Here is a 25,320-nt window from a genome sequence, read left to right on the forward strand (position 1 = left end):
GCGCGTGACCGGACCCGTTGCGTACGGTCGGGCGGGTACCGCCAAGCGACAGGCGAGTGGAAGGACGGGGCAGTGCACATCGACCTCACCGGCAGGACCGCTGTCGTCACCGGATCCTCTCAGGGCATCGGCCACGCCATCGGCACCGGCCTGGCCGCCTCCGGCGCCGCCGTCGTCCTGACCGGCCGTCAGATGGACCGCCTGGCCGCGGCGGCGGACCGGCTGCGCGAGCGGGTGCCCGCGGCGGAGATCATCACGGTCGTCGGCGACCTGGCGGCGGAGGAGGGGGCGGCGGCGCTGTACGACCAGGTCCCCGTCACCGACATCCTCGTCAACAACCTCGGCGTCTTCGGCGCCCAGCCGCCCCTGGAGATCACCGACGCCCAGTGGCGTTCCTACTTCGACACCAACGTCCTCAGCGCCGTACGGCTGATCCGCCACTATCTGCCCGGCATGAAGGAGCGCGGCTGGGGGCGCGTCCAGAACATCGCCAGCGACTCCGCGATCGCCATCCCCGCTGAAATGATCCACTACGGCACGTCCAAGACGGCGCTGCTCGCCGTCTCCCGCGGCTTCGCCAAGGAGGCCGCCGGCACCGGCGTCACGGTCAATTCCGTGATCGCCGGCCCCACCCACACCAGGGGAGTGGAGGACTTCGTGCGCGAACTGGTGGGCAACGACCTGCCCTGGGATGAGGCGCAGCGCGAGTTCATGCGACGGTATCGTCCGCAGTCCCTGCTGCAACGGCTCATCGAACCCGAGGAGATCGCCCACATGGTCGTCTACCTCAGCTCGCCGCAGGCGTCGGCGACGACCGGAGGCGCGGTCAGGGTGGACGGCGGATACGTGGACGCGATCGTGCCATGACCGGGCGGCGCACTGAGGGGCCCGGCGTCCGCCGTCAGGGCACGGCCGCCGGCAGCGCGCACACCGCGATGCCGCGTTCCAGCAGGCTGCCCATGACCAGGTGGCCGCCCAGCTCGCAGACGCTCGTGGTCATCCGGTACGCGGCCCGGTGCCGCACCAGGTAGCGGACGACCCGGCCGTCGGAATCGACCGCCACGGCGCCGACCGTGGGGCGCGGGCGGGGCCGGACGCGGGTCACGACCGGCACCGCGGCGATCCTCAGCCGGGCCGGGGCGCGGTGCAGCAGGTCCACGAGTGGCTCCCGCGGCCCGGCGAGGGCCACCCAGAACAGTCCGCCGGGACCGCGGGTGAGGTTGTCCGGAAAGCCTTGCAGATCGCCGATGAGGGTGTCGCGCTCACCCGCCCGATCGCCGGTCAGCCAGATGCGGCTGATCCGGTACGCGGCGCTCTCGACCACGGCGACGAAGGACTCGTCGGCGGCCAGCGCGACTCCGTTGGCGAACCGCAGGCCGTCCAGCAGCACCTCCGGCCGCCCGCCCGGGCGCAGGCGCAGCAGCAGGCCGGTGCCGATGTTCCCCAGGATGTCGTCCAGCCACTCCTCCAGGCCATGGCGGCGGCTGGACACGGTGAAGTAGACGGTGCCGTCCGCCGCCGTGGCCACATTGCTGCAGAACCGCAGCGGCCGGCCCTCCACCTCGTCGGCGACCACCCGTACCGACCCGTCGTCCGGGTCCACGTGTAGCAGCCCTCGCCGTGCGTCACACACCATCAGCCCGCCGTCGGGGGAGGGGGCCAGCCCCAGCGGACGGCCGCCGGTTTCCGCTATCACCTCGGAGCGGGCGAGGTCCTGGGTGCCCGTCAGAGTCAGCCGCCGGATCGCCCCGTCGGCGGTCCCGGTCAGGATCCGGCCCGATCCATCGACGGTGACATGCTCGGGTCCGTGCGCCTCCGGGGCCAGGACGCGCGGGTGGGGCAGCCGTTCGGCCACGGTGGCCGTCCGTGAGTGGGGTCGTGGCATGGGCTCACGCCGCCTTACGGGCCCTGGCGGCCCGGACGCAGCGTCGCATCTCCTCGGCGTAGGGCAGGGCGACGCAGACGCCGACGCCGAGCCCGATCGCCGCCAGGTAGCGGGCGGGCAGCGGGTTCTCCTTGGGCAGCAGCTTCCAGTCCTCGGCCCTGTCCCCGCCACGCAGTGCCGCGCGTACCTGATCCCAGTGCAGACAGGAGGTGAACGCCAGCGCCGACAGCGGCAGGACCTCGAGGAAGCTGTGGATGTGCTGTTCCACCGGGCGCACTTCGCGCTCGCCGGTGGCCAGGCTGACATCCCACAGCGCGGTGGCTCCGTGGACGAGCGCGGCACCTCCCATCACCGACAGCACCAGGGGATTGACCCGGGCGAGCAGCCCCATCGCGACGGGGATGCCCGCCTCCGTCATCATCAGCGCGTGCAGCGCCGACTCCCGGGTGCCCGAGGTGTCCTCGATCCGCGTCCGGCGATGCATGATCCAGTCGGCTACCGCGGGGACGAACCACAGCGGCATCACCCCGTACATCACAAACCGCCGATTGGCGTCCTCCACGTCCATGGGGTTCCGTGGCACGTCCATGTCGCGCGGCCGTCGCCACCGCCGCCATGCGCGTGCCACGGGGCTACGGGAAACAAGCGTCATATCGCCTCTCGCCTCCAGGTGCGGAATCGGATGCCGGGTGCCCTCTTCCTATCCCGGACAAACCGTTGGGGGCGGTTCCCGGCCGTTCGGCGTGGCGCGGCCGGCGGTGCACCGGTCAGCCGCGCGGAGTAGGAGTTGACCAGGTCCCGGCCCGCGGCGAAGCGGTGCTCTGTCCGGCCACGAGGCGTACGGCGCGCGGCCGGAACGAGGCGGAGCCGCCCGCGACATGGGGGGCGACGCGGGCGCCCGGCGCTACGCTCCGGGCGCCCGCGAGCTGTCCCGCGGCTTCCAGCGCTCTCCCGCCGGCTACTCGGCCGCGGCCGCGCCGATGCGCCGGCTCGCCGCGCGCACCGATCCGCCCGTCGTCGTCGGCATTCCGCACGGCTCCGACGTCCTGCTCGTGCACCCCGGGGAGTTGCGCGCGGACCTCGCGCGGCGCGGGAACGCGGCTGGGCCGAGGTCGACGAGGAGAACGAGACCGGCGTCCGCGCGATCGCCGCGGTCCTGCCCCATGCCTCGAGCGCGCCCCGCGGCTCGCGGTCTCCCTCGCCGCGACGGTGGTCCTGAACGACGCGGAAGAACTGCGCGCGCAGGTGCCCGCGCTGCGGGAGTGCGTGGAGGACATCGCGGCCCACATGGACGAGTGAGCTACCGCTTCAACCGGACGTCGTTGGAGGCACAGATCTCGACGTCCATATTGCGCTCCATCATTTGCAGCGCGGCGTCGGCCAGATCACGGTGAATATGTGCCACCGCGTCAGGGGGCACGATGGAGGTCAGATGGCGGATATGGGCGTCGAGGGCCGAGTAGAGCACGCACTGTTCGGTCACCTGGCCGACGAGGATGATGCGATTGATGCCATGCATCCCCAGCAGATACTCCAGTGGTGTCTGGTAGAAGATCGAATGCCGCGCCTTGACGACGAACAGCGAATCGTCGTCGGGCCGGATCGGCTCGACCAGATCGGCGTGCGGGCCCTTCAGGGCGGTCTGCAGCAGTTCGTCGTGGTGAGAGCGCCACCGGCCGAAGTTGTCGTTGACATAGATGACCTCGATGCCCGCCTCGCGGGCCCGGTGCACCAGATGGCGCATCGCGGGCAGCGCCTCGCGGACGGACGGGAGGAGCAGCTCCGCGTCCTTGTGCTCGTATGTGTTGATCATGTCGATGACGATGAGTGCGGTGTCGGGCATTCCGCTTGCATTCCCCGTATCGCGCCGAACGGTCGCCGCCCGATGCCGGACGGGCGAAGATGACCTCAGGTCAGCGCCCCAGCGGAGTGTCGTCGAGCCGGCGCAGCAGGTCCGCCGGATTGTGGTAGACCTCCTCGGCGCCGGCGTCCGACAGCTCCTCGCGGGAGATGCCGCCGGACTGCAGCGCGATACAGCGCACCCCGGCTTTCTCGCACGCCTTGACGTCCCAGATGGTGTCACCGATGAACACCGCGTTCCCGGGCGGGACGGCCGCGCGCTCCAGGCCCTGGACGATCAGGTCCGGGGCCGGCTTGCCCTCCTCGACGTCGTCCGAGCTGAGCGCGGCGCCGATGGCCTCGTCGGCGCCGATGGCGGCGCGCATGACGGCCAGCTCCTCCTTGCTCGCCGAGCTGGCCAGCACCACGTACCAGCCACGGTCGGCCACCGCGCGCAGCAGATCTCCGGCGCCTTCGAGGGCGGGCAATCGGGTGAAGTACTCCCCGTACAAGGTCTTGTGCGCGCTGCTGAGATGGTCGTCCTGGGACCTGTCCCGGTCCTCACCCAGCAGATGGCCGAGGAGCTTGTCGGAGCTCATCCCGATGGAGTAGTGGATCTCCCGCATGGACACCGTGTGCCCCGCCTGCCGGAACGCCTCCCACCAGGTGACGGCGTGCAGGTAGTTGGTGTCCATGAGCGTGCCGTCCACATCGAACAGCGCGGCCCGGCGGCCACCGGTATCCCTGTCTCCGCTGTGTTCGCTGCTCATCGTGTCCTCCCGGGGATACGGACGACGAGGTGGCCCCCGCCGTGGCGGGGGCCACCTCGTCGGATGCGGTGCGGTCCGGCACTCAGAGGGTGTGATGGTGCCGGTGATGGTCGGGGTCCTCGACCACAGGGGGCACGGTGGTCTCCACCACGCGCCGGCGCTTGTAGACGCTGACGTACGCGCAGGTGCCGATGATGCCGACTGCCATGAGGATCAGGCCGACCAAGTGCACATTGAATCCATTGGCGTTCCAATCCGTCGCGAAGGTGAGAATACCTCCCACCGCTATCATGAGGATGCAACCGCCCAAGCCCATGAGTATTGCCTCCGTACACAAGTTGGCTGTTACCGGCCTGTGTGAAGCCGGGTACCCGCACGGGCGTACGTCAATCTCACGAGGAGCCGTCCGCCGTTTCCGCGGCCACCGCCTCGTCCAGTGCCCGGCGGTCCTCGCGGGCCCTCGCACGGTCCCTGGCCGAGGCGTCGGTGACATCGAGAAAGACCTGGTTTGCGTCCGGCCATGTCCTCGCCATCGCCTTCTTGACGCGTACGAGGACCTCCTCGACCTCCTCGCTGTCGAGACCGGGGACGAGATCGATCCGCGCCGCGACCAGCGTCGAGTCATTGCCCATACGCATCGTCAGCAGCGAGGTCACGGTGTCGATCTCCGGCTGCTCCTCCAGGAACCGCCGCAGCTCCCGGCGCTGGGCCGGGTCGACCGCCTCACCGATGAGCCGGCCGCGCGACTCCTTGGCCAGCCGGTAGGCCACATAGACGAGCAACCCACCGATCAGGAACGAGGCCGTCGCCTCATAGACCACATCGCCGGTGACCATGTGCAGCCACATGCCGAGGAGGGCGAACACCACACCCAGGCAGGCGGTGGAGTCCTCCGCCAGTACGGTCCGCAGCGTGGGGTCGTCGCCACCGCGGAGCTCGGCGACCATGCCGCGACCCGACTCCCGGGCGTGGCCACGGACCTGGACCAGCGCCCGGACCAGCGAGGATCCCTCGGCGAGGAGCGCCACGACCAGGACCACGAGGCCGACGACATAGCCGCTGTGCTCCTCCGAGCTGCCCGAGTGCAGCGCCTCGGCGCCCTGGAAGAAGGAGAAGCAGCCGCCCATGACGAAGATGCCGACAGCGGCGAGCAGCGACCAGAAGTAGCGCTCCTTGCCGTACCCGAAGGGGTGCCGGGCGTCGGGGGAGCGCTTGCTGCGCTTGAGGGAGGCGAGCAGAAACACCTCGTTGAGGCTGTCGGCGACCGAGTGAGCGGCCTCCGAGAGCAGTGCGGGCGAGCCGGCGAAGACCCCGCCCACCGCCTTGGCCAGCGCGATCACCAGATTGGCGGCGAGCGCGACGAAGACGGTGACGCGGGTCTTGGCGTCCTCGCCCTGCGGCCGGTCCGACGGCGTGTGCCGGGTGTCCCGGGTGCCCGGGGTGTCCCCGGCGTCCGGAGGGTTCTGCTGATCGAAGGGTGGCGCTGCGGATTCGCTCATCGGGGGGAAACTCCATGCCTCGTCTTCGCGGCCCGCCCCGCCAGGAGCGGCGGGGCGGGCCCTTCACCCTCCGACTGTCCCGCTACCGGGACGTTAATCGTCACACGTCCGCACACGAACGCCCCGTGAGCGGGGTCCGCTCACGGGGCGCGTTCGGTGGTGGGTGGGCCCGGATCAGCCGGCGGGGCCGCCGCCGGCGGGGGAGGAGGGCACCTTCGGAAGCGAGGTGAAGACGTCGAGCCCCATCGCGGCGGCGATCAGCAGCCCGATCACCCCGAGCGCGACCGCTCCCCAGGCCACCGCCGTGACCCACGGCGCCGTGGCCGGCGCGAGCCGCCGCCGCACAAGCACCACACCCGCGATCACTACGGCGGCCAGTGCGAACAGCCCGTTGACGAGGGCCGTGGTGTGCCAGGGAGTGCCGTACACCGTGGCGATCTGGTCGGCGGCGGCCCCGGACTGGGCCTTGATCTGCCCCGTCAGCTGCGCGCGTTCCTGCAGCATGGTGCCGAGCCAGGTGCCGGTGAGCGACGCGAGGCCGAGGCCCGCGCCGACGACCGCGGCGGCACCCGGCAGGACGCCGGGCGTGGCGCCCCGGGGAGTGGCGGCGGGGGCTGTCCCACCGGGGGTTTTGTCAATCGGGCCCTGACGGTCGGGTGCAGCGCTCGGGACACCCTCCGCCGTTGCTTCTTCGGCTTCTGCGGGCTGCGCTGCGGGGGCGGTGGATTGGTCGGTCTTGGTGTCCATGAGCCACAACCGTAGGGACCGAAAATGAACGTCGTCTGAGAAAGCGATGTCTTCCGGTGTCCGGGTGGGATCTTCGTCCTTCTGCCGGAGGCGCCGATCGGGTGGGCGACGGCCGGTCCGCATACGCTGGCCGAAAGATCACTGCTGGCCGAGAACACCTTGCTGTACTGGTACGACAGGAGCACCCCGGTGGCCTTCTCGACTCCCGAAGGCGCCGCCCCCGACGGCGGGCTGCGGCACCGCCTTCGCGCGTGGCTGCTGGAGGGGCTGACCGACATGGCCAAGCGCCAGCCCGGTCCGCACGCCGAGCCCGAGAGTGCTCACCGCGGCCGGCCGTGGTGGCGGGTCATGTGCCTGACCGGCCTCGACTACTTCTCCACTTTGGGCTATCAGCCGGGCATCGCCGCCCTCGCGGCCGGGCTGCTATCCCCGCTGGCCACCGTCGTCCTGGTGGTGGTGACCCTGGTCGGCGCGCTGCCGGTGTACCGGCGGGTGGCCGCGGAGAGCCCGCACGGCCAGGGCTCCATCGCGATGCTGGAGCGGCTGCTGACCTTCTGGAAGGGCAAGCTGTTCGTCCTCACCCTGCTCGGCTTCGCCGCCACCGACTTCCTCATCACCATCACCCTGTCCGCCGCCGACGCCACCGCCCACCTGGTGGAGAACCCGCACCTCACCGATGCCCTGCACGGCCATGAGGTGCCCGTGACGATGATCCTCGTCGGCATGCTCGGCGCGGTGTTCCTGAAGGGGTTCACCGAGGCCATCGGGCTGGCGGTGGCGCTGGTGGCGGCGTATCTGCTGCTCAACGCCGTCGTGGTGGCGGTGGGGCTGTGGCATGTGGTCAGCGCGCCGCATGTGATCCCCGACTGGACCCACGCCCTGACCGCCGAACACGGCGACCCCCTGGTCATGGTCGGGGTAGCCCTGATCATCTTCCCGAAACTGGCCCTCGGCCTGTCCGGGTTCGAGACGGGCGTGGCCGTCATGCCGCATATCGAGGGGAAGCCCGGCGACACCGAGGAGCGCCCCATCGGCCGTATCCAGGGCGCCAAGAAGCTGCTGACCACCGCCGCGGTGATCATGAGCGTCTTCCTCATCACCTCCAGCTTCATCACGACCCTGCTCATCCCGCAGCACGAGTTCGAGCCGGGCGGGCAGGCCAATGGGCGTGCGCTGGCGTATCTCGCCCACGAGTACCTGGGGTCCGCCTTCGGCAGCGTCTATGACGCCTCCACCATCACCATCCTGTGGTTCGCCGGCGCCTCGGCCATGGCAGGGCTGCTCAACCTCATGCCGCGCTATCTCCCGCGGTACGGCATGGCACCGCACTGGGCGCGTGCGGTCCGCCCCATGGCGCTGGTCTTCATCCTCATCGCCTTCCTGGTGACCTGGCTCTTCAAGGCGGATGTGGATGCCCAGGGCGGTGCGTACGCCACCGGTGTCCTCGTGCTCATCACCTCCGCCGCCATCGCCGTCACCATCGCCGCGCGGCGCGCCCGGCAGCGTGGCTGGACCATCGCCTTCGGCATCATCTCGGTGATCTTCCTGTACACGACGGCGGTGAATGTCATCGAGCGGCCCGACGGCGTCAAGATCGGCGCCTGTTTCATCGCGGGCATCATGGCCGTATCGCTGCTGTCCCGGGTCGCCCGCGCCTTTGAGCTGCGGGTCACCAGCGTCACCTTCGACCCCATGGCCGAGCGGTTCATCCGGGACATCTCCCACCGCAGGATCCGCTTCATCGCGAACAAACCCGAAGCCCGCGACCTGGCCGAATACCGGGAGAAGCTGCACCAGATCCGTGAGGACAACGACATCCCGCCCGACGAGGACATGATCTTCATCGAGGTCACCGTCGCCGACCCGTCCGAGTTCGAGAGCGAATTGCATGTGCACGGAGAGGTGGTGCACGGCCGCTACCGGGTGCTAACCCTCCAGAGCGCCACCGTCGCCAACGCGCTGGCCGCGGTGCTCCTGCAGGTGCGGGACGTGAGCGGGCAGCGGCCGCACATCTACTTCGAGTGGACCGAGGGCAATCCGCTCGCGCACTTCCTGCGCTTCTTCCTCTTCGGTCAGGGAGAAGTCGCCCCCGTCACCCGCGAGGTGCTCCGCGAGGCCGAGCCCGACCGCGACCGCCGCCCCCATGTCCACGTCGGCTGAATCCCCGCAGGCGTGCCCGGGCCCCGGCGCCTTAGCGTGGCAGGTATGGGACGGCAGTCCTACGGCGACCGCCACTGGCACGCGGACGCCCGGTGCGCCGTGTACTGCGCGCTGGCGTTCGCCGTTTCGACGACCCTGCTCGACTGGGGCTCCGGCGGACTCACCCCGCTGCGCGCCGATCTGTGGGCCGCGCTGGGCGCCGTGGTGTTCATGGTGCTGCAACCGCCCCGTGTCACCGCGGGCGACGGCTGGCTCGCCGTACGCGGTCTGCTGCGCGAGCGCCGGGTGTGTACCGACGCCCTGGTCGCGGTGTGCCGGTACGGTTCCGTCACCACGCGCCTGGTGCTGCGCGACGCGTACGGCGGCTTCGTGGAGCTCGACCCCGATGTGCTCGTCGCCAATCCGCTGCTGTGGCACCGGCTCGACGCGGGCGCCCGCCGCTCCCGCGAACGCGGCACCCTGCGCCAGGGGGCGACCGTGCTGCGGGAGCTGGGCGAGCGCATCGACGGCGGCACGGCCCACGATGTGCTCAAGGCCTCCGGCCTGGACTGATGTCCGGCCGGGCCCGCCACCTCAGGTCGCCGACGGGGCTGCCGCCGGCTCCGGATCCGCCGCGGGCACCGCCGACGTGCGAGGTGATCGCGCCACCGGTGAGGGCGTACGCCTGCGAGGCGCGGGCGGTGTCCTGCCGGTCGATGATCTCCAGCGCCTCCAGCACTGCCTCGACCGGCTTCACCGCGGTGTACGGGCGGCCGCCTTGTGCTGACGCCAGTTGTGGTTGATGTCGCAGTACTGGCTGCGTGTTCGCCTGCCGGTGGCCTGTGGTGTCGGCCGCAGGCCCGCGCCGTGCGGCGCCGCGTCCCGGGTGCGGCTACGGTGGGGCCATGTCGGTCAACCGGCTCGGCCTGGTGGTCCACCAGGCCCGCCCCACCGCCGTCGCGGCGGCGCACACCGCCAGGACGTGGGCGGCCGCCCATCGCATCCCGTGCGCCGAGATCGACGTCTGGCGCGACGACCAGCCGCGGCGCAGCGCCCAGGAGGAGTCCGCGGCCGCCGGACATCCCGATCTGGTGGTCACCTTCGGCGGGGACGGCACCTTTCTGCGCGGCGCGCGGATCGCCGCCAAGAGCGGGGCCAGGGCGCTGGGGGTGAATGTGGGACGGGTCGGCTTCCTCGCCGAGATCACCCCCGATGAGGTGGAACACGCGCTGGACGCCGTGCACACCGGCCGCGCCACGGTCGAGGACCGCATGATGCTCACGCTGCGGGCGTCACGGCCGCTGGAGCTGCCCCCGGAGATGGAGGTGCTGCTGCGCTACGGACGGGGCCCGGCCCTGCCCCCTCCGAGGGTCCGGCGCGACATCCCCGAGGAGCCCGGCTGGGGGATCCCGCTGGACGTCACCGCCGTCAACGACCTGGTCTTCGAGAAGCTCGCCCGTGACCGCCAGGCCAGACTGGCGGTGTACATCTCGGGGCAGCTCCTCGCCTCCTACTCGGCCGATGCGATCATCGTGGCCACCCCCACCGGATCCACCGCCTACAGCTTCTCCGCCGGAGGCCCCGTCGTCTCTCCCCACATGGACGCGGTGATCTTCACCCCGGTCGCCCCGCACATCGCCTTCGACCGCACCGTGGTAGCGGCGGTGGACGAGGCGGTGGCCGTACGGGTGCTGCCGACCTCGGGCCGGGTGGCCGTCAGCATCGACGGACAGCTGCGCGGGGTGCTGGAGCCCGGCGACTGGGCTGCGGCCTACCGGGCGCCGGAGCGGCTGCGGCTGGTGCGGTTGGCGCCGACGGAGTTCTACGGGCGGCTGCGCGAGCGTTTCCGGCTGGCCGACTCGCCCGCCGCGGACCCGGCCCCGCCGTTCTACCGCCCCCGCGCCCCGGTCCCTCCGGACCTGGCCCATCTGCGGATGCCGCCGCCATCGGGCACATGACCCCGCGGCCCGGCGGCCACCTGGGCTGGAGATGCGGTCCCCTGACCCCGATGCCACGCTGAGGGATGTGACAGCTCACACGTATCACACCGAACTCACGCTGCGTGTCAACGGTGCTGACCGGCCCCTCACCCTCGACAACCGGGTGACGTTGCTGGACGCTCTGCGCGAGCATCTGGGGCTGACCGGGTCCAAGAAGGGATGCGATCACGGGCAGTGCGGAGCGTGCACGGTCCTGATCGACGGCGAGCGGGTCAACAGCTGCCTGGTGTTCGCCGTGGCGGCCGCGGGCCGTGACATCATCACCATCGAGGGGATCGCGGGACTCGCGGCTCCGGAGGAACTCCATCCGCTGCAGCGGGCGTTCCTGGAACACGACGGCTTCCAGTGCGGATACTGCACACCGGGACAGATCTGCTCGGCGATCGGCGCGCTCACCGAGGCCGCGCGCGGCTGGCCCAGCCATGTCACCGAGGACGTGGCCGCCGGCGTCGCAGCCCCCGAGGCCCTGGACGCCGAGGAGATCCGGGAGCGCATGAGCGGCAACCTGTGCCGCTGCGGGGCCTATACGGGCATCGTGGACGCGATCCGGGAGGCCGCCGGGGCAGGCGGCGTGTCCCCGGCCCGCACCACGGCCCAGGGAGGTGTGCGATGAAACCCTTCGTCTACGAGCGAGCCACCGCCCCCGATGCCGCCGCCACGCTGGTGGCGGACTCGACCGAGGCGGTGTATCTGGCCGGCGGCACCAACCTCGTGGACCTGATGAAGCTCGGGGTGACCGAGCCGGCCATGCTCGTCGACATCACCCGGCTTCCGTACGACCACATCGAACACCGCGCCGACGGCGGGGTGCTGATCGGGTCGCTGGTGTCCAACAGCGAGCTCGCCGGAGACCGCGGCATCCGTGAACGCTTCCCGGCAGTGGCCGAATCGGTGCTGTCCGGAGCCTCGGGACAGTTGAGGGCAGTGGCGACGACCGGCGGCAATCTGCTTCAGCGCACCCGCTGTGTGTACTTCCAGGACGTGACCAAGCCGTGCAACAAACGGCAGCCGGGGACGGGCTGTTCGGCCATCAGGGGCAGCCATCGCGACCTCGCTGTCATCGGCACGTCCGACGCGTGTGTCGCCACCAACCCGTCCGACATGGCGGTAGCGATGATCGCGCTCGATGCCGTCGTCCATCTGCGGCGGGTGGACGGCAGCCCCCGCCCGGTGCCGCTGGCCGACTTCTATCTGCTGCCCGGGGACACCCCCGATCGCGAGACGGTGCTGCAGCCCGGCGACCTGATCACCGGCGTCGAGCTGCCACCGCCACCGGGCGGCGCCGTCATGAGCTACCGCAAGGTCCGCGACCGCTGGTCCTTCGCGTTCGCGCTGGTGTCGGTCGCCGCCGTGGCCGCCACGGCGGCCGACGGCACCCTGCGCGAGATCCGGCTCGGGCTCGGGGGAGTGGCCCCGAAGCCGTGGCGGGCCGCGAAGGCCGAGCGGCTGCTGATCGGGGAGCGGCCGACCGAGGAGGCGCTGCGGGCCGCGGCGCGGGAGGAGTTCGCGACGGCGCGCCCGCTGCCGCGGAACGCGTTCAAGATCGACCTTGCCGTGGATCTCATCACCACCGTCGTAGGCGACCTCGTCGGAGGGGAGCAGCGATGACCACGCTCGAGCGGACCGTGGGCTCGGGGGTGACGCGGGTCGAGGGGCGCGAGAAGGTCACCGGAGCCGCGCTCTACGCGTACGAGTACCCGGTGCCCGACGCCCTGTACGGCTGGGCGGTGCAGTCCACCATCGCGCGTGGCCGGGTGCGCTCGGTCGACGGCAGCGCGGCGCTCGCCCTGCCGGGTGTCGTCGCCGTACTGGACAGCGGCAGTGTGCCACGGCTGCGTCCGACCGGCGACCCCGAACTCGCCGTGCTCCAGTCCCCCGATGTGGCATACCGGGGTCAGATCGTGGCCGCCGTTGTCGCGGACAGCTACGAGACGGCGCGTCAGGCCGGTGCGGCGGTACGCGTCGCCTACGACGTGGGCGATCACGACGTCGAGCTGAGGGACGACGATCCGCGCGCCTTCGTCCCCGACACGGTCAACGGCGGCTACCCCGGGAAGACGGAGACCGGTGATGTGGACTCCGCCCTGTCCACCGCCCCGGTCGTCGTCGACGTCACGTACACCACGCCCCCTGAACACACCAGCCCGATGGAGCCGCACGCCGCCCTCGCGGTCTGGGACGGCGACCTCCTCACCCTCTACAACGGCGACCAGGGCCCCTGGATGACGGCCACCTCGCTGGCCGAACTGTTCGGCCTCCCCGAGGGGAACGTACGGATCGTCGCGGACCACGTCGGCGGGGGCTTCGGCTCAAAGGCGATTCCCCGCCCGCCCACCGTGCTCGCCGCGCTCGCCGCCCGCGCCGTGGGCCGCCCGGTGAAGCTGGCGGCGACCCGGCAGCAGATGTTCACCATGGTCTCGTACCGCACACCCACCGTGCAGCGCGTCCGGCTCGGCGCCGAGCGCGACGGCCGCCTGACCGCGATCTCGCACAACGCCCTCCAGCAGAGCTCCACGCTCTCCAAGTACTGCGAGCAGACCGTCACCCCCACGCGCATCATGTACGCCGCGCCCAACCGCCGCACCATCCACCGCCTGGCGCAGCTGGATGTGCCCACGCCCTCATGGATGCGGGCCCCGGGCGAGGCGCCGGGTACGTTCGCGTTCGAGTGCGCGATGGACGAGCTGGCCTACGCACTGGAGATGGACCCCGTCGAGCTCAGGGTGGTCAACGAGCCTTCCGTCGAACCCGAGTCCGGGCGCCCCTTCAGCAGCCGCAATCTGGTGGCCTGTCTGCGCGAGGGCGCGGCCCGCTTCGGCTGGGCGCGGCGCGACCTGGCCCCGGGCCGCCGCCGGGAGGGGCGGTGGCTGGTCGGCACCGGAGTGGCGGCGGGCAACTACCCCGTCTACACCCGGCCCGCCACCGCGACCGCCCGCGCCGAGCCCGACGGCACCTTCGTCGTACGGATCGCCGCGGCCGACATCGGCACCGGAGCCCGCACCGCGCTGACCCAGGTGGCGGCGGACGAACTCGGTGTGCAGCTGGAGCGGGTCACCCTCGACGTCGGCCGCAGCGTCTACGGACAGGCCCCGTGGGCCGGCGGCTCGACCGGCACGGGCTCCTGGGGGTGGGCGGTGAGCAAGGTGTGCCGGGTGCTGGCCAAGAAGGCCGACGAGCTGACCGGTGCGATCCCGCCCTGCGGGCTGGAGGCGGTGGCGGACACCACCGAGGACGTCGAGGCGCAGAAAAAACTCTCGCGCCACTCCTTCGGCGCCCAGTTCGCGAAGGTGCGGGTGGACGCCGTCACCGGTCAGGTACGGGTCGACCGGCTGCTGGGGTCGTTCGCCGCCGGGCGCATCGTCAACCCCCGGACGGCCAGGTCGCAGCTGTGCGGCGGGATGTGCATGGGCCTGTCGATGGCGCTCCACGAGCAGCTCGAAGTCGACCCCGCGTTCGGCGACTTCGCCAACCATGACCTCGCCACCTACCATGTGGCGGCCAACGCGGACATCCGGGACGTCGAGGCGTACTGGATCGAGGAGGAGGACGACGAGCTCAATCCGCTCGGTACCAAGGGTGTCGGGGAGCTGGGTATCGTCGGCACGGCGGCGGCGATCACCAACGCGGTGTATCACGCCACGGGTGTGCGCATCCGTGATCTGCCGCTCACGCTGGAGCGGGTACGCGCGGGGCTCGCCACCCGCTGACAGCCGCCCCGGCCCAGGGCGACCGCGCCGGGCCCCCGGGTGTCCCGCGGTGACGGCGCGGGACACCCGGGTCGCGGGGGTCGTCAGCCGTTGTCGGCCGCGCCCGCCCCATTGTCGGCGGCACCCGCGCCGTCTTCGGCCGCGCCCGCGCCGCCAGCGGCCGCTCCGTCGCCGATCTTGGCGCCGACCGCATCCAGTGCCGTCGTCACCGGCTGGAAGAAGGTCTCGCCACCGGCGGTGCAGTCTCCGCTGCCACCGGAGGTCAGCCCGATCGCGCTGTCCTCCGAGAACAGGGACCCGCCGCTGTCGCCGGGCTCCGCGCAGACATCGGTCTGGATGAGCCCGCTGACCGTGCCCTCGGGGTAGTTGACGGTGGCGTCGAGACCGGTGACCGTGCCGTCGTTCAGCCCGGTGGTGGAGCCCATGCGCTGCACCTTCTGACCGACCGTGGCCTCGGCCGCCTTGGTGATGTTCACGGTCTGGCCGCCGGTGTTGACCGTGCTCGGGGCGTCGGTGTTGGCGTCGTCGTAGGTGAGCAGCGCGAAGTCGCCGTCGCCCGGGAAGGTGGCCTTCTGAACCGTGGCGATGGGGGCGCCGTCCTGCGAGTCCGACCACTGCTTGGCGGCGACACCGCAGTGGCCCGCGGTGATGAAGCCGGGGGCGCCGCTGTCCGTGGTGACGTTGAAGCCCAGCGAGCAGCGTGCGCCGCCGCCGAAGATGGCGTCGCCGCCCGCGGCGAATGTCTTGAACTCGCCCGCGGACTTCTTGACGGTGGCCATGCCCGCGCCCAGCGACTTCACGGTGGACTGCAGGGTGTCCCACTTCGCGCCGGTGACGGTGGAGTCCGCGGTCACCCGGAGCTCATTGGTCTTGGGATCGACGGACCACGCGGTGCCCGGGATGGTGGCCTTCGTCTTCAGCGTCTTGGCCGCGGCCTTGAGGTCCGAGGCGCTGTTCTCGACGCTTCTTGCCACCGCCCCGGCCTTCTTGACCTCGACGTCCACATCGTTGTCGTCGCCGACGACATTGACGATGACCTGCTGCTTGTCCTCGTCGTAGTAGGACCCGCCAAATGCCTCGCCCAGTTGCGCCGCGAGCTGTGCGGCGATGTCCGCCGCCGAGGCGGCGTTCACCTTCTTGGGCTGGGCGTCCGCCGCCTTGTCGTCCTGCGAGGCGTTGGCGTTGGGCAGGAGTATCGCGGCCGCCGCGACCGCGGCGGCCCCGGCCCCCGCGAACACGATCTTTCGCTTCGGTACGCGCTTATGGCTCAACTTGACCTCCTGTTGGGGGGGTTACGGATCGCCCTTCCGCAAGGGACGAGGTTCGACCCGGCTGTTGATACGGGCGGGGCGCGAGTTGTGTTCACATTGATTTAGGAGATCTTTATGCGGCGCTCGTTCCGCCGTCTTCCCCGGCGGCTCACCCCTTGACGTCGGCGCCGGCCGCGAGGACATCGCCGCGGCCTTCGCCGAGCACGGCTGAGGGGCATCCGGACCGTGCCCGCGACGGTCCTTCCGGGGCCGGTGGCGCATTGGCCGCGGTGTCCGGGGTACGTGCACAGGAGAGCGTGTGCCCTGTTCACCGAGGAAAGGAGCGGCTCGTGACCGGCGACCGGCGACCGGAAGAATCCGAGGAACACGATCACGCCATCCCGAGGGATCTGCCCGACCAGCAGGCGCAGGGCGGGCCGGACCCCCTGGATGTCGAGGACGCCGACGAGGCGCCGGACCATGCGGACGACGTTCCCGACCTGGACGAGTCCGGGACGGGACGGCGGGGCAGGCCGCAGACCGGAGGTGTGCACCCCGAGCAGCCCGTACCGGACGAGCCGTCGGGGTGAGCCCCACAGGTCAGGTGGCGGTGGAGCGGGCCCGGACGTGCATCCGCTCGCCCTGTGCCCCGAAGAGGCTGAGGAATTCCACGGGCTGGTCGCCCGCGTTGGCGAAGCCGTGCGGTGTGCGGGTGTCGAATTCGGCCGCCTCACCCGCGGTGAGGACGAGATCGTGCTCGCCCAGCGCCAGCCGCAGCCGCCCGGACAGTACATAGAGCCACTCATAGCCCTCGTGCACCCGCTGCTCCGGCCGGTCGTACTCGGCCGACTTCCGGGCCGGCATGATCTGCTTGTATGCGTGCAGACCGCCCAGGTAGCGGGTCAGAGGCACGAAGGTTTGGCCGTTCCGGGTGAAGGGCCGCGGATGGATCCGGGGATCCCCGGTGGCGGGTGCGCCGACCAGCTCGTCCAGTTGCACCCCGTACGCCTTCGCCAGCGGCAGCAGAAGCTCCAGCGTCGGCTTGCGCTGCCCCGACTCCAACCGTGACAACGTGCTCAGCGAGATCCCGGTCACCTCGCTGAGCTGCGCAAGTGTGGTGCCGCGGGTGTGGCGCAGGGTGCGCAGCCGTGGTCCTACGGCGGTCAGCACATCGGTGAGGTCGTCGTCAGCCATACCCTCATTTGCCGCCTCGGCAATAATGTTTGTCAAGTTATGGCGGCTGCGCGCACGCCCCCTCGGAGAAACGGAGGTAGTGCGCATGAGCGGATACGAAGGACAGAGGGTGGCCGGGGGCCGGGAGGGTGAGCGACGCTACGAGTCGTGGGGCGGCCATGTGGTCGGCGGTGCCATCCCCGCCGACGCGACCGGCGCGACCGCCGTCTCCGGTGTGTGAGTGGCCGGGAACGTCAGCCACCCCGTCGAGCAGGTGGCGGGGGCCGGCGCCGCGGGTGTCCGCGCCGCGGCGGCCATCAACGCCGATCTGATCGCCGAGCAGACCCGCCGGGCCGTCGCCGACGGCGGGCTCACTTCCCGGTGGGCCGGAACGCCCACGCCATCCGCGGCTCGACCACATGGCGCAGCACACGCCGTACAGGGTCGGTGCACAGCACTGTGATCATGGCCACCGCGGCGCCGGTGACGGTCAGTTCGCCGAGCGGCGTGTGCAGCCACGGATGGTCGTACCAGCCCCAGAAGCGGGACGACTTGATGAGGAAGCCGTGCAGCAGATAGCCGTACATCGTCCCCGTGCCGAGCGCGGTGAACCAGGTCCGGCGCCCCGGTACCCAGGCCAGGAAGCAGGCCGTCAGGACGAGCGCCAGAGCGAAGAGGGCGGGGGTGCTGAGAAGACCGGCCCAGCGCGGCACATGCAGGAGCGCGACGCTCTTGCGGTGGTAGAACCACTCCGCGTCGAACCACGGCGCCACCACGTACGCCGCGCACAACGCCCCGGCCCCCACCGGCAGGGCGATCCGTCGCGCCCGCCGGGTGCGCAGCCGGGTGAAGTGGTCCGGGCGCAGGGTGAGCCCGAGGACGAAGAAGGGGAGGAACGCCAGCACACGCTGAAGGGCGAGATCGCCGCCGGTGTCCGGAGACAGGGAGCCGAGCGCGGAGACGGCCAGCGCGGCCGGCACCGGATGGCGCAGCGAGAGCCACAGGGGCGTGGTGATCCGCCATACGAACAGCGCGACCAGGAACCACAACACATACCAGGGATCGAGCAGGCTGATGGGATAATCCGGGTCGTCCTGGGCCCAGCGGTAGAAGAGGGTGTACGCGACCTCGAAGACGACGTACGGCACGACCACCCCGGTGAGCAGCCGTTTCAGCCGCCCGGGCGCCATGTCGAAACTCTGCGAGAAGTAGCCCGATATGAGGGCGAAGGCGGGCATGTGAAAGGCGTACACCGTGAGATAGATCGCGGTGGCGGCCCGGCTGCCGTAGGTGAGGGGTTCCCATGCGTGGCCACAGGCCACCAGCACGATCGTGAGGTATTTCGCGTTGTCGAAGTACGCGTCGCGGGTGCGGCCTGCCGACGCGTTGCCGCCCCGCGGCCCAGGGACGGCCGGGGGCGGGGCCACACGGGTGGGGGTGTCGTGCTGCACTGGGTCTCCCGGGCACCTTCGATTGGGTCAACAACCACTACCGAGTCCTGGTCGCCTGCCCGGCTCGGCCCATCCCATGCGGCGGCGCGGGACTGCGAGGCTCGGATCACACGGCCCAGGACTCACGGGCCAGTACGCGCGCCACGGCGCCACGGTTCACCGCCCGGACCTCCGTGATGCGGCCGTCAGGACCGCGGGAGCCGGCTCAGCGCGGTCAGCTCGTCGTCGGCGGAGGCGAACAGCAGGGCGACGGTCAGGGCGCCGGGGTCGGGGACACCGCGCGCATGGTCGCCGGTGTAGCTGGCGCGGCCGCGCCGGGCGCGCAGTCCGGTCGTGGAACGGGCACCACGGTGGGCGGCGACCGCGGCCAGGTGGAGCGCGCGTGCCGGGTCGGTGGCCGGGTCGCACGCGGCGAGCGCGCGTGCGGCGGGGACAAGGGCGTCGACCATCGTCTTGTCTCCGACCTCGGCTTCGCCGACCCGCTGGATCGCGGCCGCTCCGGCGGCGGTACCGGTGGCCAGCGCGGCGGTCCCGGGCGGGGCGGGGGCGGCCAGGCGCAGGGCGTCGGCGAGCTCCTGGAAGAGCAGGCCGAACAGCGGCCCGCTGGTGCCGCCGACATCGTCGAGGAAGACCCGCGCGGCGGCGGCGAGCGGTGCGTCGGCACCGTGGCCGTTCACGGTGCTGGTGCCGTCGGCGCGTTCGGCCGCCAGGGCGTCGAGAGCGCGGCGGACGCCGTCCATTCCGGTGGTGAGATTGGCGCCGAAGTCACCGTCGCCCGCCTGCTGGTCGAGCTTGGTGAGCTCGGGTTCGACGGAGCGCACGGTGGCGGCGAAGTGGGTCAGCCAGTCCATGACGGCGGCGTGGGTCAGGGGGTGCGGGCCGGGGTGCTCGGACATGGGTGCGGGGGCTCCTTGGGGTGGTCGCGGGGTCACAGGGGCCAAGCCGGGGTACGGGCCGGGGCGTCCCACAGCCGCAGCGCCTCGTCGTCGGTGGCGAGCAGGGACAGCGAGAAGCCGCGCATGTCGAGGGCGCTGACGAAGGTTCCGGTCAGGGACCGTTCGAGGGTGACGCCCCGGTCGTCCAGGGCCTTGGCGAGGGCGTGCCGGATGCCGTACAGCTCCAGCGCGGTGATCGAGCCGAGCCCGTTGATCAGGGCGAGCACCCGTGGCTGGACGGTGTCGGGAAGGGCGGCGAGCAGCTGGTCCGTCATGGTCTCGACCAGCTTGCCGAGCGGTGCGTGCGGGGTGGTGGCCTCGGCGCGCTCCCCGTGGATACCGACCCCGAACTCCAGCACGTTGTCGGGGAGGGTGAAGGCCGGGGCGCCGGATGCGGGCGTGGTGTGGGCGGCGGAGGCGACGGCGAGGCTGCGGGCACGGCGGGTCAGACCGGTGCCGAGGGCCACCAGCTCGTCCAGACCGCGCCCCTCGTCGGCGGCGGCGCCGAGGATCTTCTCGACCATCAAGGTGGCGCCGGTGCCGCGCCGGCCGACCGCGATGTCGTCGGAGTCGGTGGCGAGGTCGTCGTCGATCAGGACACGGGCGCAACGGATGCCCTCGTGGGCGAGGCGTTCTGCGGCGATGCCGAAATTGATGCGGTCGCCCGTGTAGTTCTTGACGATCTGCAGGACGCCGTCGGGTCCGGCGACGGCGCGGCTGGCCTCGAAGATCTGCCGGTTGTGGGGCGAGGCGAAGATACGGCCGGGGCATGCGGCGTCCAGCATCCCCGCGCCGAGAAACCCGCAGTGCAGCGGCTCATGGCCGCTGCCGCCTCCCGAGACCAGCCCGACACGGCGGCTCGGCGCGGTGTGCCGGGCGCGGAGATAGCCATGGTCCGGATGGTGCTCGACGAGGCCGGCGTGGGCGGCGGCGAAGCCGGCGAGCGCGTCGGGAACGAGAGACTCGGGCGAGTCGCGAAAGTACTGGGGCATGATCTCGGCTCCCTGGGCGAGTGTGGCGGACGGGGTGGACTCGGTGGTCATGCGCCGGTCTCGGCGTGCGAAGGCTCAGGGACCGATGGTCGCCGCGCGGCGGCGGCAGGGTGCACAGGCTGGACAGCAGCGCGACCCCAACGGCCTACAGGCATACGCCGGTCGGATTATCGGCCCCACCACACCCGCCGGGCCGCCGCCGTGGTGGCGCGGCCCGGGCTCGCTGACCGGGCGCCTGGTCCGATGGGACGAACGGAGGCAATCCACCGGCGCGGCGGGGGTACCGGATCCAGGGGAGCCCGGCACCATCCACGGGCCCCGCCCAGGCCGCGCGCCCGCGTCGCCTCCACACCGCCCGCGACACCAGGGAGCCAGGGTGACGGACACGAACACCGGCAACGGCCGGACGGCCGGACACACCGGGAACGCCGCCACTCCGCTGGCGGGGTGCGCGGCGGTGGTGACCGGCGCCTCCAGCGGCATCGGAGCGGCCACCGCCCTGGCGCTGGCCCGGGAGGGCGCCGATGTCGCGCTGGTCGCCCGCCGCGCCGACCGGCTGGAGGAGCTGGCCGCCGGCATCCGGGACGAGGGCCGTTCATGTGTCGCCCTCACCGCCGACCTCCGGGACATGGCCCGGGCGAGACAGGCCATCGACGACGCCGTGGAGCGCTTCGCGCGGCTCGATGTGATGGTGAACAGCGTCGGCTATGCGGCGGTCGGCCCGTTCGAGTTCAGCGACCCGGAGGACTGGGAGCGGATGGTCGACCTCAACGTCAGGGCCGTGCTGCACACCTCGCAGAAGGCGCTGCCGCATCTGCTGGCGGCGGCCGCCGACGGCCCGCGCGGGGTCGCCGACCTCGTGAACATCAGCTCGACCGCCGGCCGGCTGGCACGGCCCGAGAACAGCGTCTACTGCGCGACCAAGCACGCGGTGACCGCCTTCAGCGAGTCCCTCCGCCAGGAGGTCACGGGGCGCGGTGTCCGGGTGGGCGTGGTGGAGCCGGGCATGACCAGGACGGAGATGACGGCCGCCGGCGGAGTCGCAGCCGTCGCCCATGGCATGCCGCGGGAGTCATGGCTGCACGCCGCGGACATCGCCCGCTGCATCACCTTCATGGTCACGCGGCCCCCGCATGCCGCGATCAACGAGCTCATGGTGCGTCCCACCGCGCAGGAACGCTGACCGCCGGCACCGCTGACGCCACGACACCCGCCCACGCCGATCGGCACCATCCGGCCCCGGCACGCGTTGGCCCCATCAGGTGACGGATGCGATCCCGGCCGTGACCCGAACGCCGTACCGCGGGGGCCGGGGGAGAGGGGCCGGGCTCCCCGTGGCCGTCCGCCCGCGGCTGCCGGATTCCCCTGACGCCTGGCCGAACGCCACGCCGTTGACCTGCGCGGATGTCCTTCTTTCGGGTGGGGCGGCGCTGCGCGTACGGCCGGCATACGGGTGGCGCGGTGACGGTATCCGGCCCCTTGGGTGCCCGCCATCCGGCCGACGGCACGGGCCGTGCGGGTGCTCGACCTGCCCCGCTTCGGATGACAGCGTGTGCCGACATGGAGCACAGCCCAGGACCGCAAAACGTGCGCGCGAGGCTGCTGCTGGCCAGCGCCACCATGCTCTTCGTCGAGCTGGCGCTGATCCGGTGGACCGGCGCCAATATCGTCCATCTGAGCTATTTCTCGAACTTCATCCTCTTGGGCTCCTTCCTCGGGATCGGCCTGGGATTCCTCCTCCCGGCCGGCCGTGGGCAGTGGCTCACCCGCTGGGCGCCCGTTCCGCTCGCCCTTCTCGTCGTGCTGGTGCGGGAGTTCCCCGTACAGGTCCGGCAGACCAGCGGCGAGGTCATCTACTTCACGGCGGTCAAGACCACCGGTCTGCCGCAGTGGGTGACCCTGCCCATCCTGTTCGGACTGACCGCGCTCATCATGACCGCGATCGGGAAGATGACGGCGGATCTCTTCCGGCGGCTGCCGTCGCTGGAGGCGTACCGTTACGACCTCCTGGGCTCGCTGACCGGGTCCGTGTCCTTCGCGCTGCTGTCCTGGCTGCGCGCGCCGTCGGTGGTCTGGGGCGCCGTCGCCGCGGTGGCCCTGCTCGTTCTGGGCGGACGCCGCAACACCGTTCGGTACACGGTCCCGCTCGGGGTGATGGTGGCGGTCCTGGCGCTCGAATCGGTGGCGGGCGGCATCTCCTGGTCCCCGTACTACAAGATCGAGGTCAAACGCTCGACCTCGGCCTCCCGGGACTACCACATCGCCGCCAACGGCGTTCCGCACCAGAGCATCGCCCCGCTGAAGGCGCTGACGCAGCCGGGGTCACCGTATGAGCAGCCCTACCGCGAGACACCGGACAACCCCCATCGCCGGGTCCTGGTCATCGGGGCGGGCAACGGCAACGACGTCGCCCTCGCCCTCGCCCACGGGGCCCAGCGAGTGGACGCCGTGGAAATCGACCCCCGGCTGCAGGAGATCGGCGCGTCACTGCACCCGGCCCGCCCGTACGACGACCCACGGGTGCACGTCCACATCAACGACGGACGGGCCTTCCTGGAGCGGACCAACGCCCGCTACGACCTGATCGTCCTCGCACTGCCGGACTCCCTGACCCTGGTGTCGGGAGCCAGCAATCTGCGCCTCGAGAGCTATCTGTTCACCCGGCAGGCCTTCGAGGCGGCACACCGCCATCTCGCCCCCGGCGGCGCGTTCGCCATGTACAACTACTACCGGCAGAGCTGGCTCATCGACCGCTTCGGTGGCACGTCGACCTCCGTCTTCGGACACGCGCCCTGCATCACCCACTACGGCGGGAAGAAGGCCGCGGTCCTGGTGGCGGGTGCCACATCGGGCGACCAGTCCTGCGCCACCTCCGTATGGCGTCCGTCGGGAAAGGTGCCCTCGGCCGCCTCCGACGACCACCCCTTCCCCTATCTGCTGCACCGCACCATCCCGACCCTCTATCTCGGGGTGCTGGGCGCGATCCTGCTGGTGACGCTGTTGTCGGTGCGGCTGACCGGGGTCCGGCTCAGGAAGACCGCCGGCTACGCCGACATGTTCTTGCTCGGGGCCGCGTTCATGCTGCTCGAGACAAAGAACGTCATCGGCTTCGCCCTTTACTTCGGCACCACATGGCTGGTCAACGCCATGGTGTTCGCCGGAGTGCTGCTCGCCGTGCTGTGCGCGGTGGAAGTACGGCGGCGGATGCGCCGGCTCAACCAGCTCGCCCTGCAACTTCTGCTCTTCGCCAGCCTGGCCGTGGCCTGGCTCGTCCCGACCCATGTGGTGCTCGGGCTGCCGTTCGCCGCCCGGCTGGCCGCCGCGATCGCGCTGGCCTTCGCCCCCATCTTCTGCGCCAATCTCATCTTCTCCGACCGGTTGGCCCGAGCCTCGGACCCCACGTCGGCCTTCGGCGCCAACCTGCTGGGCGCCCTCACCGGCGGCACCCTCGAGTATCTGGCTCTGCTCATGGGGTACCAGGCCCTGCTGCTGGTGGTGGCCGTGCTGTACGCGGGGGCCTGCGTCGCCATGCGCTTCATCCGCCCCGGCTCCGGCGAGACGGCCACGCACGAGCCCCTCACCGTGCAGGCGGCACCGCGTCCATGAGCCACTCCTCCCGCCGTCCGCTTTTCCGCCGCCCCCGGTCCGCCGGCTCCGTCCGGTTATCGGGGGCGGCCGCGTGGCGGCCGCTGGTCGCCGTGGTCACTCGAACATGACGTAGTCCGGCCGCGGCCGCAGCGCCAGGACCTCCTCGGGGGTCATCAGCCGGCTTCCCTCGGTGTCCTCGTCGTAGAAGAGCTTGAAGCCGGTACGCAGGCCGTCGGGCATGTCCTTGACGAGCTGGCGCCAGGTGTCCCGCTTCATGCCCGGCGACCCGATGCCGTCCGCGCTCTTGATGAGGACGACTCCCGGCTGCGGGCGCAGCGCGGACTGGTCGCGGACGACGGAGACGGCCACCTGGTGGTAGACGAGTGGTTTCTCCGGCAGATCGTGTTCCTTGACGATGCCGGAGAGATAGCGGGCCACCTCGGTCAGCTCGGCGCCGCTGGTGTGGCCGTAGCTGTTGCCCGGCACCTCGCCCGGACCCATGTCCCACTCCGGGTCCAGCGCTATGCCCACATCGGGGTGGACCAGCCACTCGCGGAGCGCCTTGACCTCGCCGAGGGCCGACGCGCGGCCCGGCTGGATGTTCAGCAGCAGCAGGGCCCGATGGCGTTTGGCCATGTCATGGAAGCGGCGGATGGTATCGGGGGAGGTACGGGTGCGATAGGTGCCGTCGGAGCCCGCGGCGCTGTTGACGACCGTCGCCAGAAGTTCGAGTACGGGCTGCGGCTTACGGTCCGCGGCGTAAGCGCGGGCGGTCTTCTCCATCTGCCGGACGCGCTGGTCGAGATCCCCGGTGCCGAGGCGGCCGAGCGCGGCGGCGCCGGGCAGTCCGCAGTAGCCCACCAGCCGGTACCGGGACAACTCCCGGCCACCACGGGGCAGCTCGGGCCGCGGTCGTGGGGACGGCGATGGCGAGCTGATGGACGGCTTGGCGTGCTTCGCCGGTTCGGACGGGCCGGCGGACCCCTTGCCGTCCTTGGCTCCCGCTCCGGAGAAGTGATCGGCCTGCTCGCCGCAACCGGCGGCGAGCAGGCCGGCACCGGCCGCCGCCGCGAGCAGGCCACGCCGGCCTGGCCGCGTCCCCGCCCGGCCGCCGCCGACCGTCGACATCTCCTCGGGCGTGGGCTTCCCGGGTGTGCTGTAAGCCACATTCCCTCCGTCCGCGGCGCCCGGCCGGGCCGGACACCGGTGTGTTCTACGGGCCGATGGTCATCCGCCATGCAGCCTCTCCGGTATGGCGGAGGCGAAACGGAATCGTGTCCACCGGGTGTCGGGCATGCGTCTTGTCAAGCCGCGCGCCGGGTACAAAAGCACTCTGTCATTGCTG

At 71.4% G+C, this 25,320-nt stretch carries 24 protein-coding genes and 1 pseudogene; 11 read left to right on the plus strand and 14 right to left on the minus strand.

Features of this window, described 5'->3' with window-relative positions; all coding sequences use genetic code 11:
• The first annotated feature begins 72 nt into the window (after positions 1 to 72).
• A complete protein-coding gene (locus tag ABZU99_RS10060) occupies positions 73 to 867 on the plus strand; it encodes an SDR family oxidoreductase (RefSeq protein WP_356045052.1) in 795 nt (264 codons plus the stop codon).
• A 34-nt stretch (positions 868 to 901) separates the two neighbouring features.
• On the opposite strand, the gene ABZU99_RS10065 is transcribed toward ABZU99_RS10060, so the two are convergent.
• From ABZU99_RS10065 to ABZU99_RS10095, 7 genes are all read right to left on the minus strand, one after another.
• A complete protein-coding gene (locus ABZU99_RS10065) occupies positions 902 to 1,885 on the minus strand; it encodes an SMP-30/gluconolactonase/LRE family protein (RefSeq protein ID WP_356045055.1) in 984 nt (327 codons plus the stop codon).
• A 4-nt stretch (positions 1,886 to 1,889) separates the two neighbouring features.
• The gene (locus tag ABZU99_RS10070) at positions 1,890 to 2,474 is read right to left on the minus strand and encodes a diguanylate cyclase (RefSeq protein ID WP_355941650.1); all 585 of its coding nucleotides are present in this window, start codon (positions 2,472 to 2,474) and stop codon (positions 1,890 to 1,892) included.
• Positions 2,475 to 3,185: 711 nt separating this feature from the next.
• A complete protein-coding gene (locus ABZU99_RS10075; RefSeq protein ID WP_356045058.1) occupies positions 3,186 to 3,728 on the minus strand; it encodes an isochorismatase family cysteine hydrolase in 543 nt (180 codons plus the stop codon).
• A 70-nt stretch (positions 3,729 to 3,798) separates the two neighbouring features.
• Positions 3,799 to 4,494 (minus strand): HAD family hydrolase, encoded by a 696-nt coding sequence (locus ABZU99_RS10080; protein ID WP_356045061.1) that lies wholly within the window; start codon positions 4,492 to 4,494, stop codon positions 3,799 to 3,801.
• Positions 4,495 to 4,576: 82 nt separating this feature from the next.
• Positions 4,577 to 4,810 (minus strand): hypothetical protein, encoded by a 234-nt coding sequence (locus ABZU99_RS10085; protein WP_355941641.1) that lies wholly within the window; start codon positions 4,808 to 4,810, stop codon positions 4,577 to 4,579.
• Between the two features lie 76 nt (positions 4,811 to 4,886).
• Entirely contained in the window at positions 4,887 to 5,993 is a 1,107-nt protein-coding gene (locus tag ABZU99_RS10090) for a cation diffusion facilitator family transporter (RefSeq protein ID WP_356045064.1), read from the minus strand.
• A 174-nt stretch (positions 5,994 to 6,167) separates the two neighbouring features.
• Positions 6,168 to 6,740: a hypothetical protein gene (locus ABZU99_RS10095; protein ID WP_355941636.1), complete on the minus strand. Its 573-nt coding sequence runs from the start codon at positions 6,738 to 6,740 to the stop codon at positions 6,168 to 6,170.
• A gap of 276 nt (positions 6,741 to 7,016) precedes the next feature.
• Here ABZU99_RS10095 and ABZU99_RS10100 point away from each other — a divergent pair, with 276 nt between their 5' ends.
• Positions 7,017 to 8,900: an amino acid transporter gene (locus ABZU99_RS10100; protein WP_356045275.1), complete on the plus strand. Its 1,884-nt coding sequence runs from the start codon at positions 7,017 to 7,019 to the stop codon at positions 8,898 to 8,900.
• 45 nt (positions 8,901 to 8,945) lie between these two features.
• A complete protein-coding gene (locus tag ABZU99_RS10105; RefSeq protein ID WP_356045067.1) occupies positions 8,946 to 9,452 on the plus strand; it encodes a hypothetical protein in 507 nt (168 codons plus the stop codon).
• A 67-nt stretch (positions 9,453 to 9,519) separates the two neighbouring features.
• Here the strand turns inward: ABZU99_RS10105 and ABZU99_RS10110 are convergent.
• A pseudogene (locus tag ABZU99_RS10110) lies at positions 9,520 to 9,695 on the minus strand (radical SAM protein); the annotation flags it as partial.
• Positions 9,696 to 9,784: 89 nt separating this feature from the next.
• On the opposite strand from ABZU99_RS10110, the gene ABZU99_RS10115 reads away from it, so the two are divergent.
• Genes ABZU99_RS10115 through ABZU99_RS10130 form a run of 4 tightly spaced genes read left to right on the plus strand, consistent with a single transcriptional unit; the run spans position 9,785 to position 14,586 of the window.
• On the plus strand, positions 9,785 to 10,837 hold the full coding sequence (locus ABZU99_RS10115; RefSeq protein ID WP_355941630.1) for an NAD(+)/NADH kinase: 1,053 nt from the start codon (positions 9,785 to 9,787) through the stop codon (positions 10,835 to 10,837).
• Positions 10,838 to 10,868: 31 nt separating this feature from the next.
• Positions 10,869 to 11,492 carry a 2Fe-2S iron-sulfur cluster-binding protein gene (locus ABZU99_RS10120; protein ID WP_356045069.1) on the plus strand — a complete coding sequence of 208 codons (624 nt, stop codon included), beginning with the start codon at positions 10,869 to 10,871 and terminating at the stop codon, positions 11,490 to 11,492.
• Positions 11,489 to 12,487: a xanthine dehydrogenase family protein subunit M gene (locus ABZU99_RS10125; protein WP_355941624.1), complete on the plus strand. Its 999-nt coding sequence runs from the start codon at positions 11,489 to 11,491 to the stop codon at positions 12,485 to 12,487. Before ABZU99_RS10120 ends, ABZU99_RS10125 begins: the two co-directional genes overlap by 4 nt.
• On the plus strand, positions 12,484 to 14,586 hold the full coding sequence (locus tag ABZU99_RS10130; protein WP_356045071.1) for a xanthine dehydrogenase family protein molybdopterin-binding subunit: 2,103 nt from the start codon (positions 12,484 to 12,486) through the stop codon (positions 14,584 to 14,586). Before ABZU99_RS10125 ends, ABZU99_RS10130 begins: the two co-directional genes overlap by 4 nt.
• 83 nt (positions 14,587 to 14,669) lie before the next feature.
• Here ABZU99_RS10130 and ABZU99_RS10135 read toward each other — a convergent pair whose 3' ends face one another.
• Complete coding sequence (locus ABZU99_RS10135; RefSeq protein WP_356045074.1) at positions 14,670 to 15,857, minus strand: S1 family peptidase; 1,188 nt, start codon at positions 15,855 to 15,857, stop codon at positions 14,670 to 14,672.
• A 329-nt stretch (positions 15,858 to 16,186) separates the two neighbouring features.
• On the opposite strand from ABZU99_RS10135, the gene ABZU99_RS10140 reads away from it, so the two are divergent.
• Positions 16,187 to 16,426 (plus strand): hypothetical protein, encoded by a 240-nt coding sequence (locus tag ABZU99_RS10140; RefSeq protein ID WP_355941617.1) that lies wholly within the window; start codon positions 16,187 to 16,189, stop codon positions 16,424 to 16,426.
• A 10-nt stretch (positions 16,427 to 16,436) separates the two neighbouring features.
• Here the strand turns inward: ABZU99_RS10140 and ABZU99_RS10145 are convergent, their stop codons facing one another.
• The gene (locus ABZU99_RS10145) at positions 16,437 to 17,030 is read right to left on the minus strand and encodes a helix-turn-helix transcriptional regulator (protein WP_355941614.1); all 594 of its coding nucleotides are present in this window, start codon (positions 17,028 to 17,030) and stop codon (positions 16,437 to 16,439) included.
• Positions 17,031 to 17,115: 85 nt separating this feature from the next.
• On the opposite strand from ABZU99_RS10145, the gene ABZU99_RS10150 reads away from it, so the two are divergent.
• Positions 17,116 to 17,250: a hypothetical protein gene (locus tag ABZU99_RS10150; protein ID WP_355941611.1), complete on the plus strand. Its 135-nt coding sequence runs from the start codon at positions 17,116 to 17,118 to the stop codon at positions 17,248 to 17,250.
• A 130-nt stretch (positions 17,251 to 17,380) separates the two neighbouring features.
• On the opposite strand, the gene ABZU99_RS10155 is transcribed toward ABZU99_RS10150, so the two are convergent.
• The 3 genes from ABZU99_RS10155 to ABZU99_RS10165 form a co-directional block, all read right to left on the minus strand.
• Positions 17,381 to 18,436 (minus strand): acyltransferase family protein, encoded by a 1,056-nt coding sequence (locus ABZU99_RS10155; RefSeq protein WP_356045277.1) that lies wholly within the window; start codon positions 18,434 to 18,436, stop codon positions 17,381 to 17,383.
• A gap of 209 nt (positions 18,437 to 18,645) precedes the next feature.
• On the minus strand, positions 18,646 to 19,311 hold the full coding sequence (locus ABZU99_RS10160) for a DAK2 domain-containing protein (RefSeq protein ID WP_355942269.1): 666 nt from the start codon (positions 19,309 to 19,311) through the stop codon (positions 18,646 to 18,648).
• A gap of 77 nt (positions 19,312 to 19,388) precedes the next feature.
• A complete protein-coding gene (locus ABZU99_RS10165; protein ID WP_356045078.1) occupies positions 19,389 to 20,387 on the minus strand; it encodes a dihydroxyacetone kinase subunit DhaK in 999 nt (332 codons plus the stop codon).
• Positions 20,388 to 20,763: 376 nt separating this feature from the next.
• On the opposite strand from ABZU99_RS10165, the gene ABZU99_RS10170 reads away from it, so the two are divergent.
• Both ABZU99_RS10170 and ABZU99_RS10175 read left to right on the plus strand, forming a co-directional pair.
• A complete protein-coding gene (locus ABZU99_RS10170; protein ID WP_356045081.1) occupies positions 20,764 to 21,570 on the plus strand; it encodes an SDR family NAD(P)-dependent oxidoreductase in 807 nt (268 codons plus the stop codon).
• 404 nt (positions 21,571 to 21,974) lie between these two features.
• A complete protein-coding gene (locus tag ABZU99_RS10175) occupies positions 21,975 to 23,993 on the plus strand; it encodes a spermidine synthase (RefSeq protein ID WP_355941605.1) in 2,019 nt (672 codons plus the stop codon).
• Between the two features lie 96 nt (positions 23,994 to 24,089).
• On the opposite strand, the gene ABZU99_RS10180 is transcribed toward ABZU99_RS10175, so the two are convergent.
• Positions 24,090 to 25,142 carry a hypothetical protein gene (locus ABZU99_RS10180; protein WP_355941602.1) on the minus strand — a complete coding sequence of 351 codons (1,053 nt, stop codon included), beginning with the start codon at positions 25,140 to 25,142 and terminating at the stop codon, positions 24,090 to 24,092.
• Between the last annotated feature and the right edge of the window lie 178 nt (positions 25,143 to 25,320).

Origin of the sequence: Streptomyces sp. NPDC005266, from assembly GCF_040607655.1 — a bacterium.
Lineage (GTDB): Bacteria > Actinomycetota > Actinomycetes > Streptomycetales > Streptomycetaceae > Streptomyces.

Excerpts from the sequence above, each read along its gene's own strand:
- ABZU99_RS10065 (WP_356045055.1), bottom strand. The coding sequence starts at position 1,885 with ATGCCACGACCCCACTCACGGACGGCCACCGTGGCCGAACGGCTGCCC.
- ABZU99_RS10070 (WP_355941650.1), bottom strand. The coding sequence starts at position 2,474 with ATGGACGTGCCACGGAACCCCATGGACGTGGAGGACGCCAATCGGCGG.
- ABZU99_RS10075 (WP_356045058.1), bottom strand. The coding sequence starts at position 3,728 with ATGCCCGACACCGCACTCATCGTCATCGACATGATCAACACATACGAG.
- ABZU99_RS10080 (WP_356045061.1), bottom strand. The coding sequence starts at position 4,494 with ATGAGCAGCGAACACAGCGGAGACAGGGATACCGGTGGCCGCCGGGCC.
- ABZU99_RS10085 (WP_355941641.1), bottom strand. The coding sequence starts at position 4,810 with ATGGGCTTGGGCGGTTGCATCCTCATGATAGCGGTGGGAGGTATTCTC.
- ABZU99_RS10090 (WP_356045064.1), bottom strand. The coding sequence starts at position 5,993 with ATGAGCGAATCCGCAGCGCCACCCTTCGATCAGCAGAACCCTCCGGAC.
- ABZU99_RS10095 (WP_355941636.1), bottom strand. The coding sequence starts at position 6,740 with ATGGACACCAAGACCGACCAATCCACCGCCCCCGCAGCGCAGCCCGCA.
- ABZU99_RS10100 (WP_356045275.1), top strand. The coding sequence starts at position 7,017 with ATGGCCAAGCGCCAGCCCGGTCCGCACGCCGAGCCCGAGAGTGCTCAC.
- ABZU99_RS10105 (WP_356045067.1), top strand. The coding sequence starts at position 8,946 with ATGGGACGGCAGTCCTACGGCGACCGCCACTGGCACGCGGACGCCCGG.
- ABZU99_RS10115 (WP_355941630.1), top strand. The coding sequence starts at position 9,785 with ATGTCGGTCAACCGGCTCGGCCTGGTGGTCCACCAGGCCCGCCCCACC.
- ABZU99_RS10120 (WP_356045069.1), top strand. The coding sequence starts at position 10,869 with ATGCGGTCCCCTGACCCCGATGCCACGCTGAGGGATGTGACAGCTCAC.
- ABZU99_RS10125 (WP_355941624.1), top strand. The coding sequence starts at position 11,489 with ATGAAACCCTTCGTCTACGAGCGAGCCACCGCCCCCGATGCCGCCGCC.
- ABZU99_RS10130 (WP_356045071.1), top strand. The coding sequence starts at position 12,484 with ATGACCACGCTCGAGCGGACCGTGGGCTCGGGGGTGACGCGGGTCGAG.
- ABZU99_RS10145 (WP_355941614.1), bottom strand. The coding sequence starts at position 17,030 with ATGGCTGACGACGACCTCACCGATGTGCTGACCGCCGTAGGACCACGG.
- ABZU99_RS10150 (WP_355941611.1), top strand. The coding sequence starts at position 17,116 with ATGAGCGGATACGAAGGACAGAGGGTGGCCGGGGGCCGGGAGGGTGAG.
- ABZU99_RS10160 (WP_355942269.1), bottom strand. The coding sequence starts at position 19,311 with ATGGACTGGCTGACCCACTTCGCCGCCACCGTGCGCTCCGTCGAACCC.
- ABZU99_RS10165 (WP_356045078.1), bottom strand. The coding sequence starts at position 20,387 with ATGCCCCAGTACTTTCGCGACTCGCCCGAGTCTCTCGTTCCCGACGCG.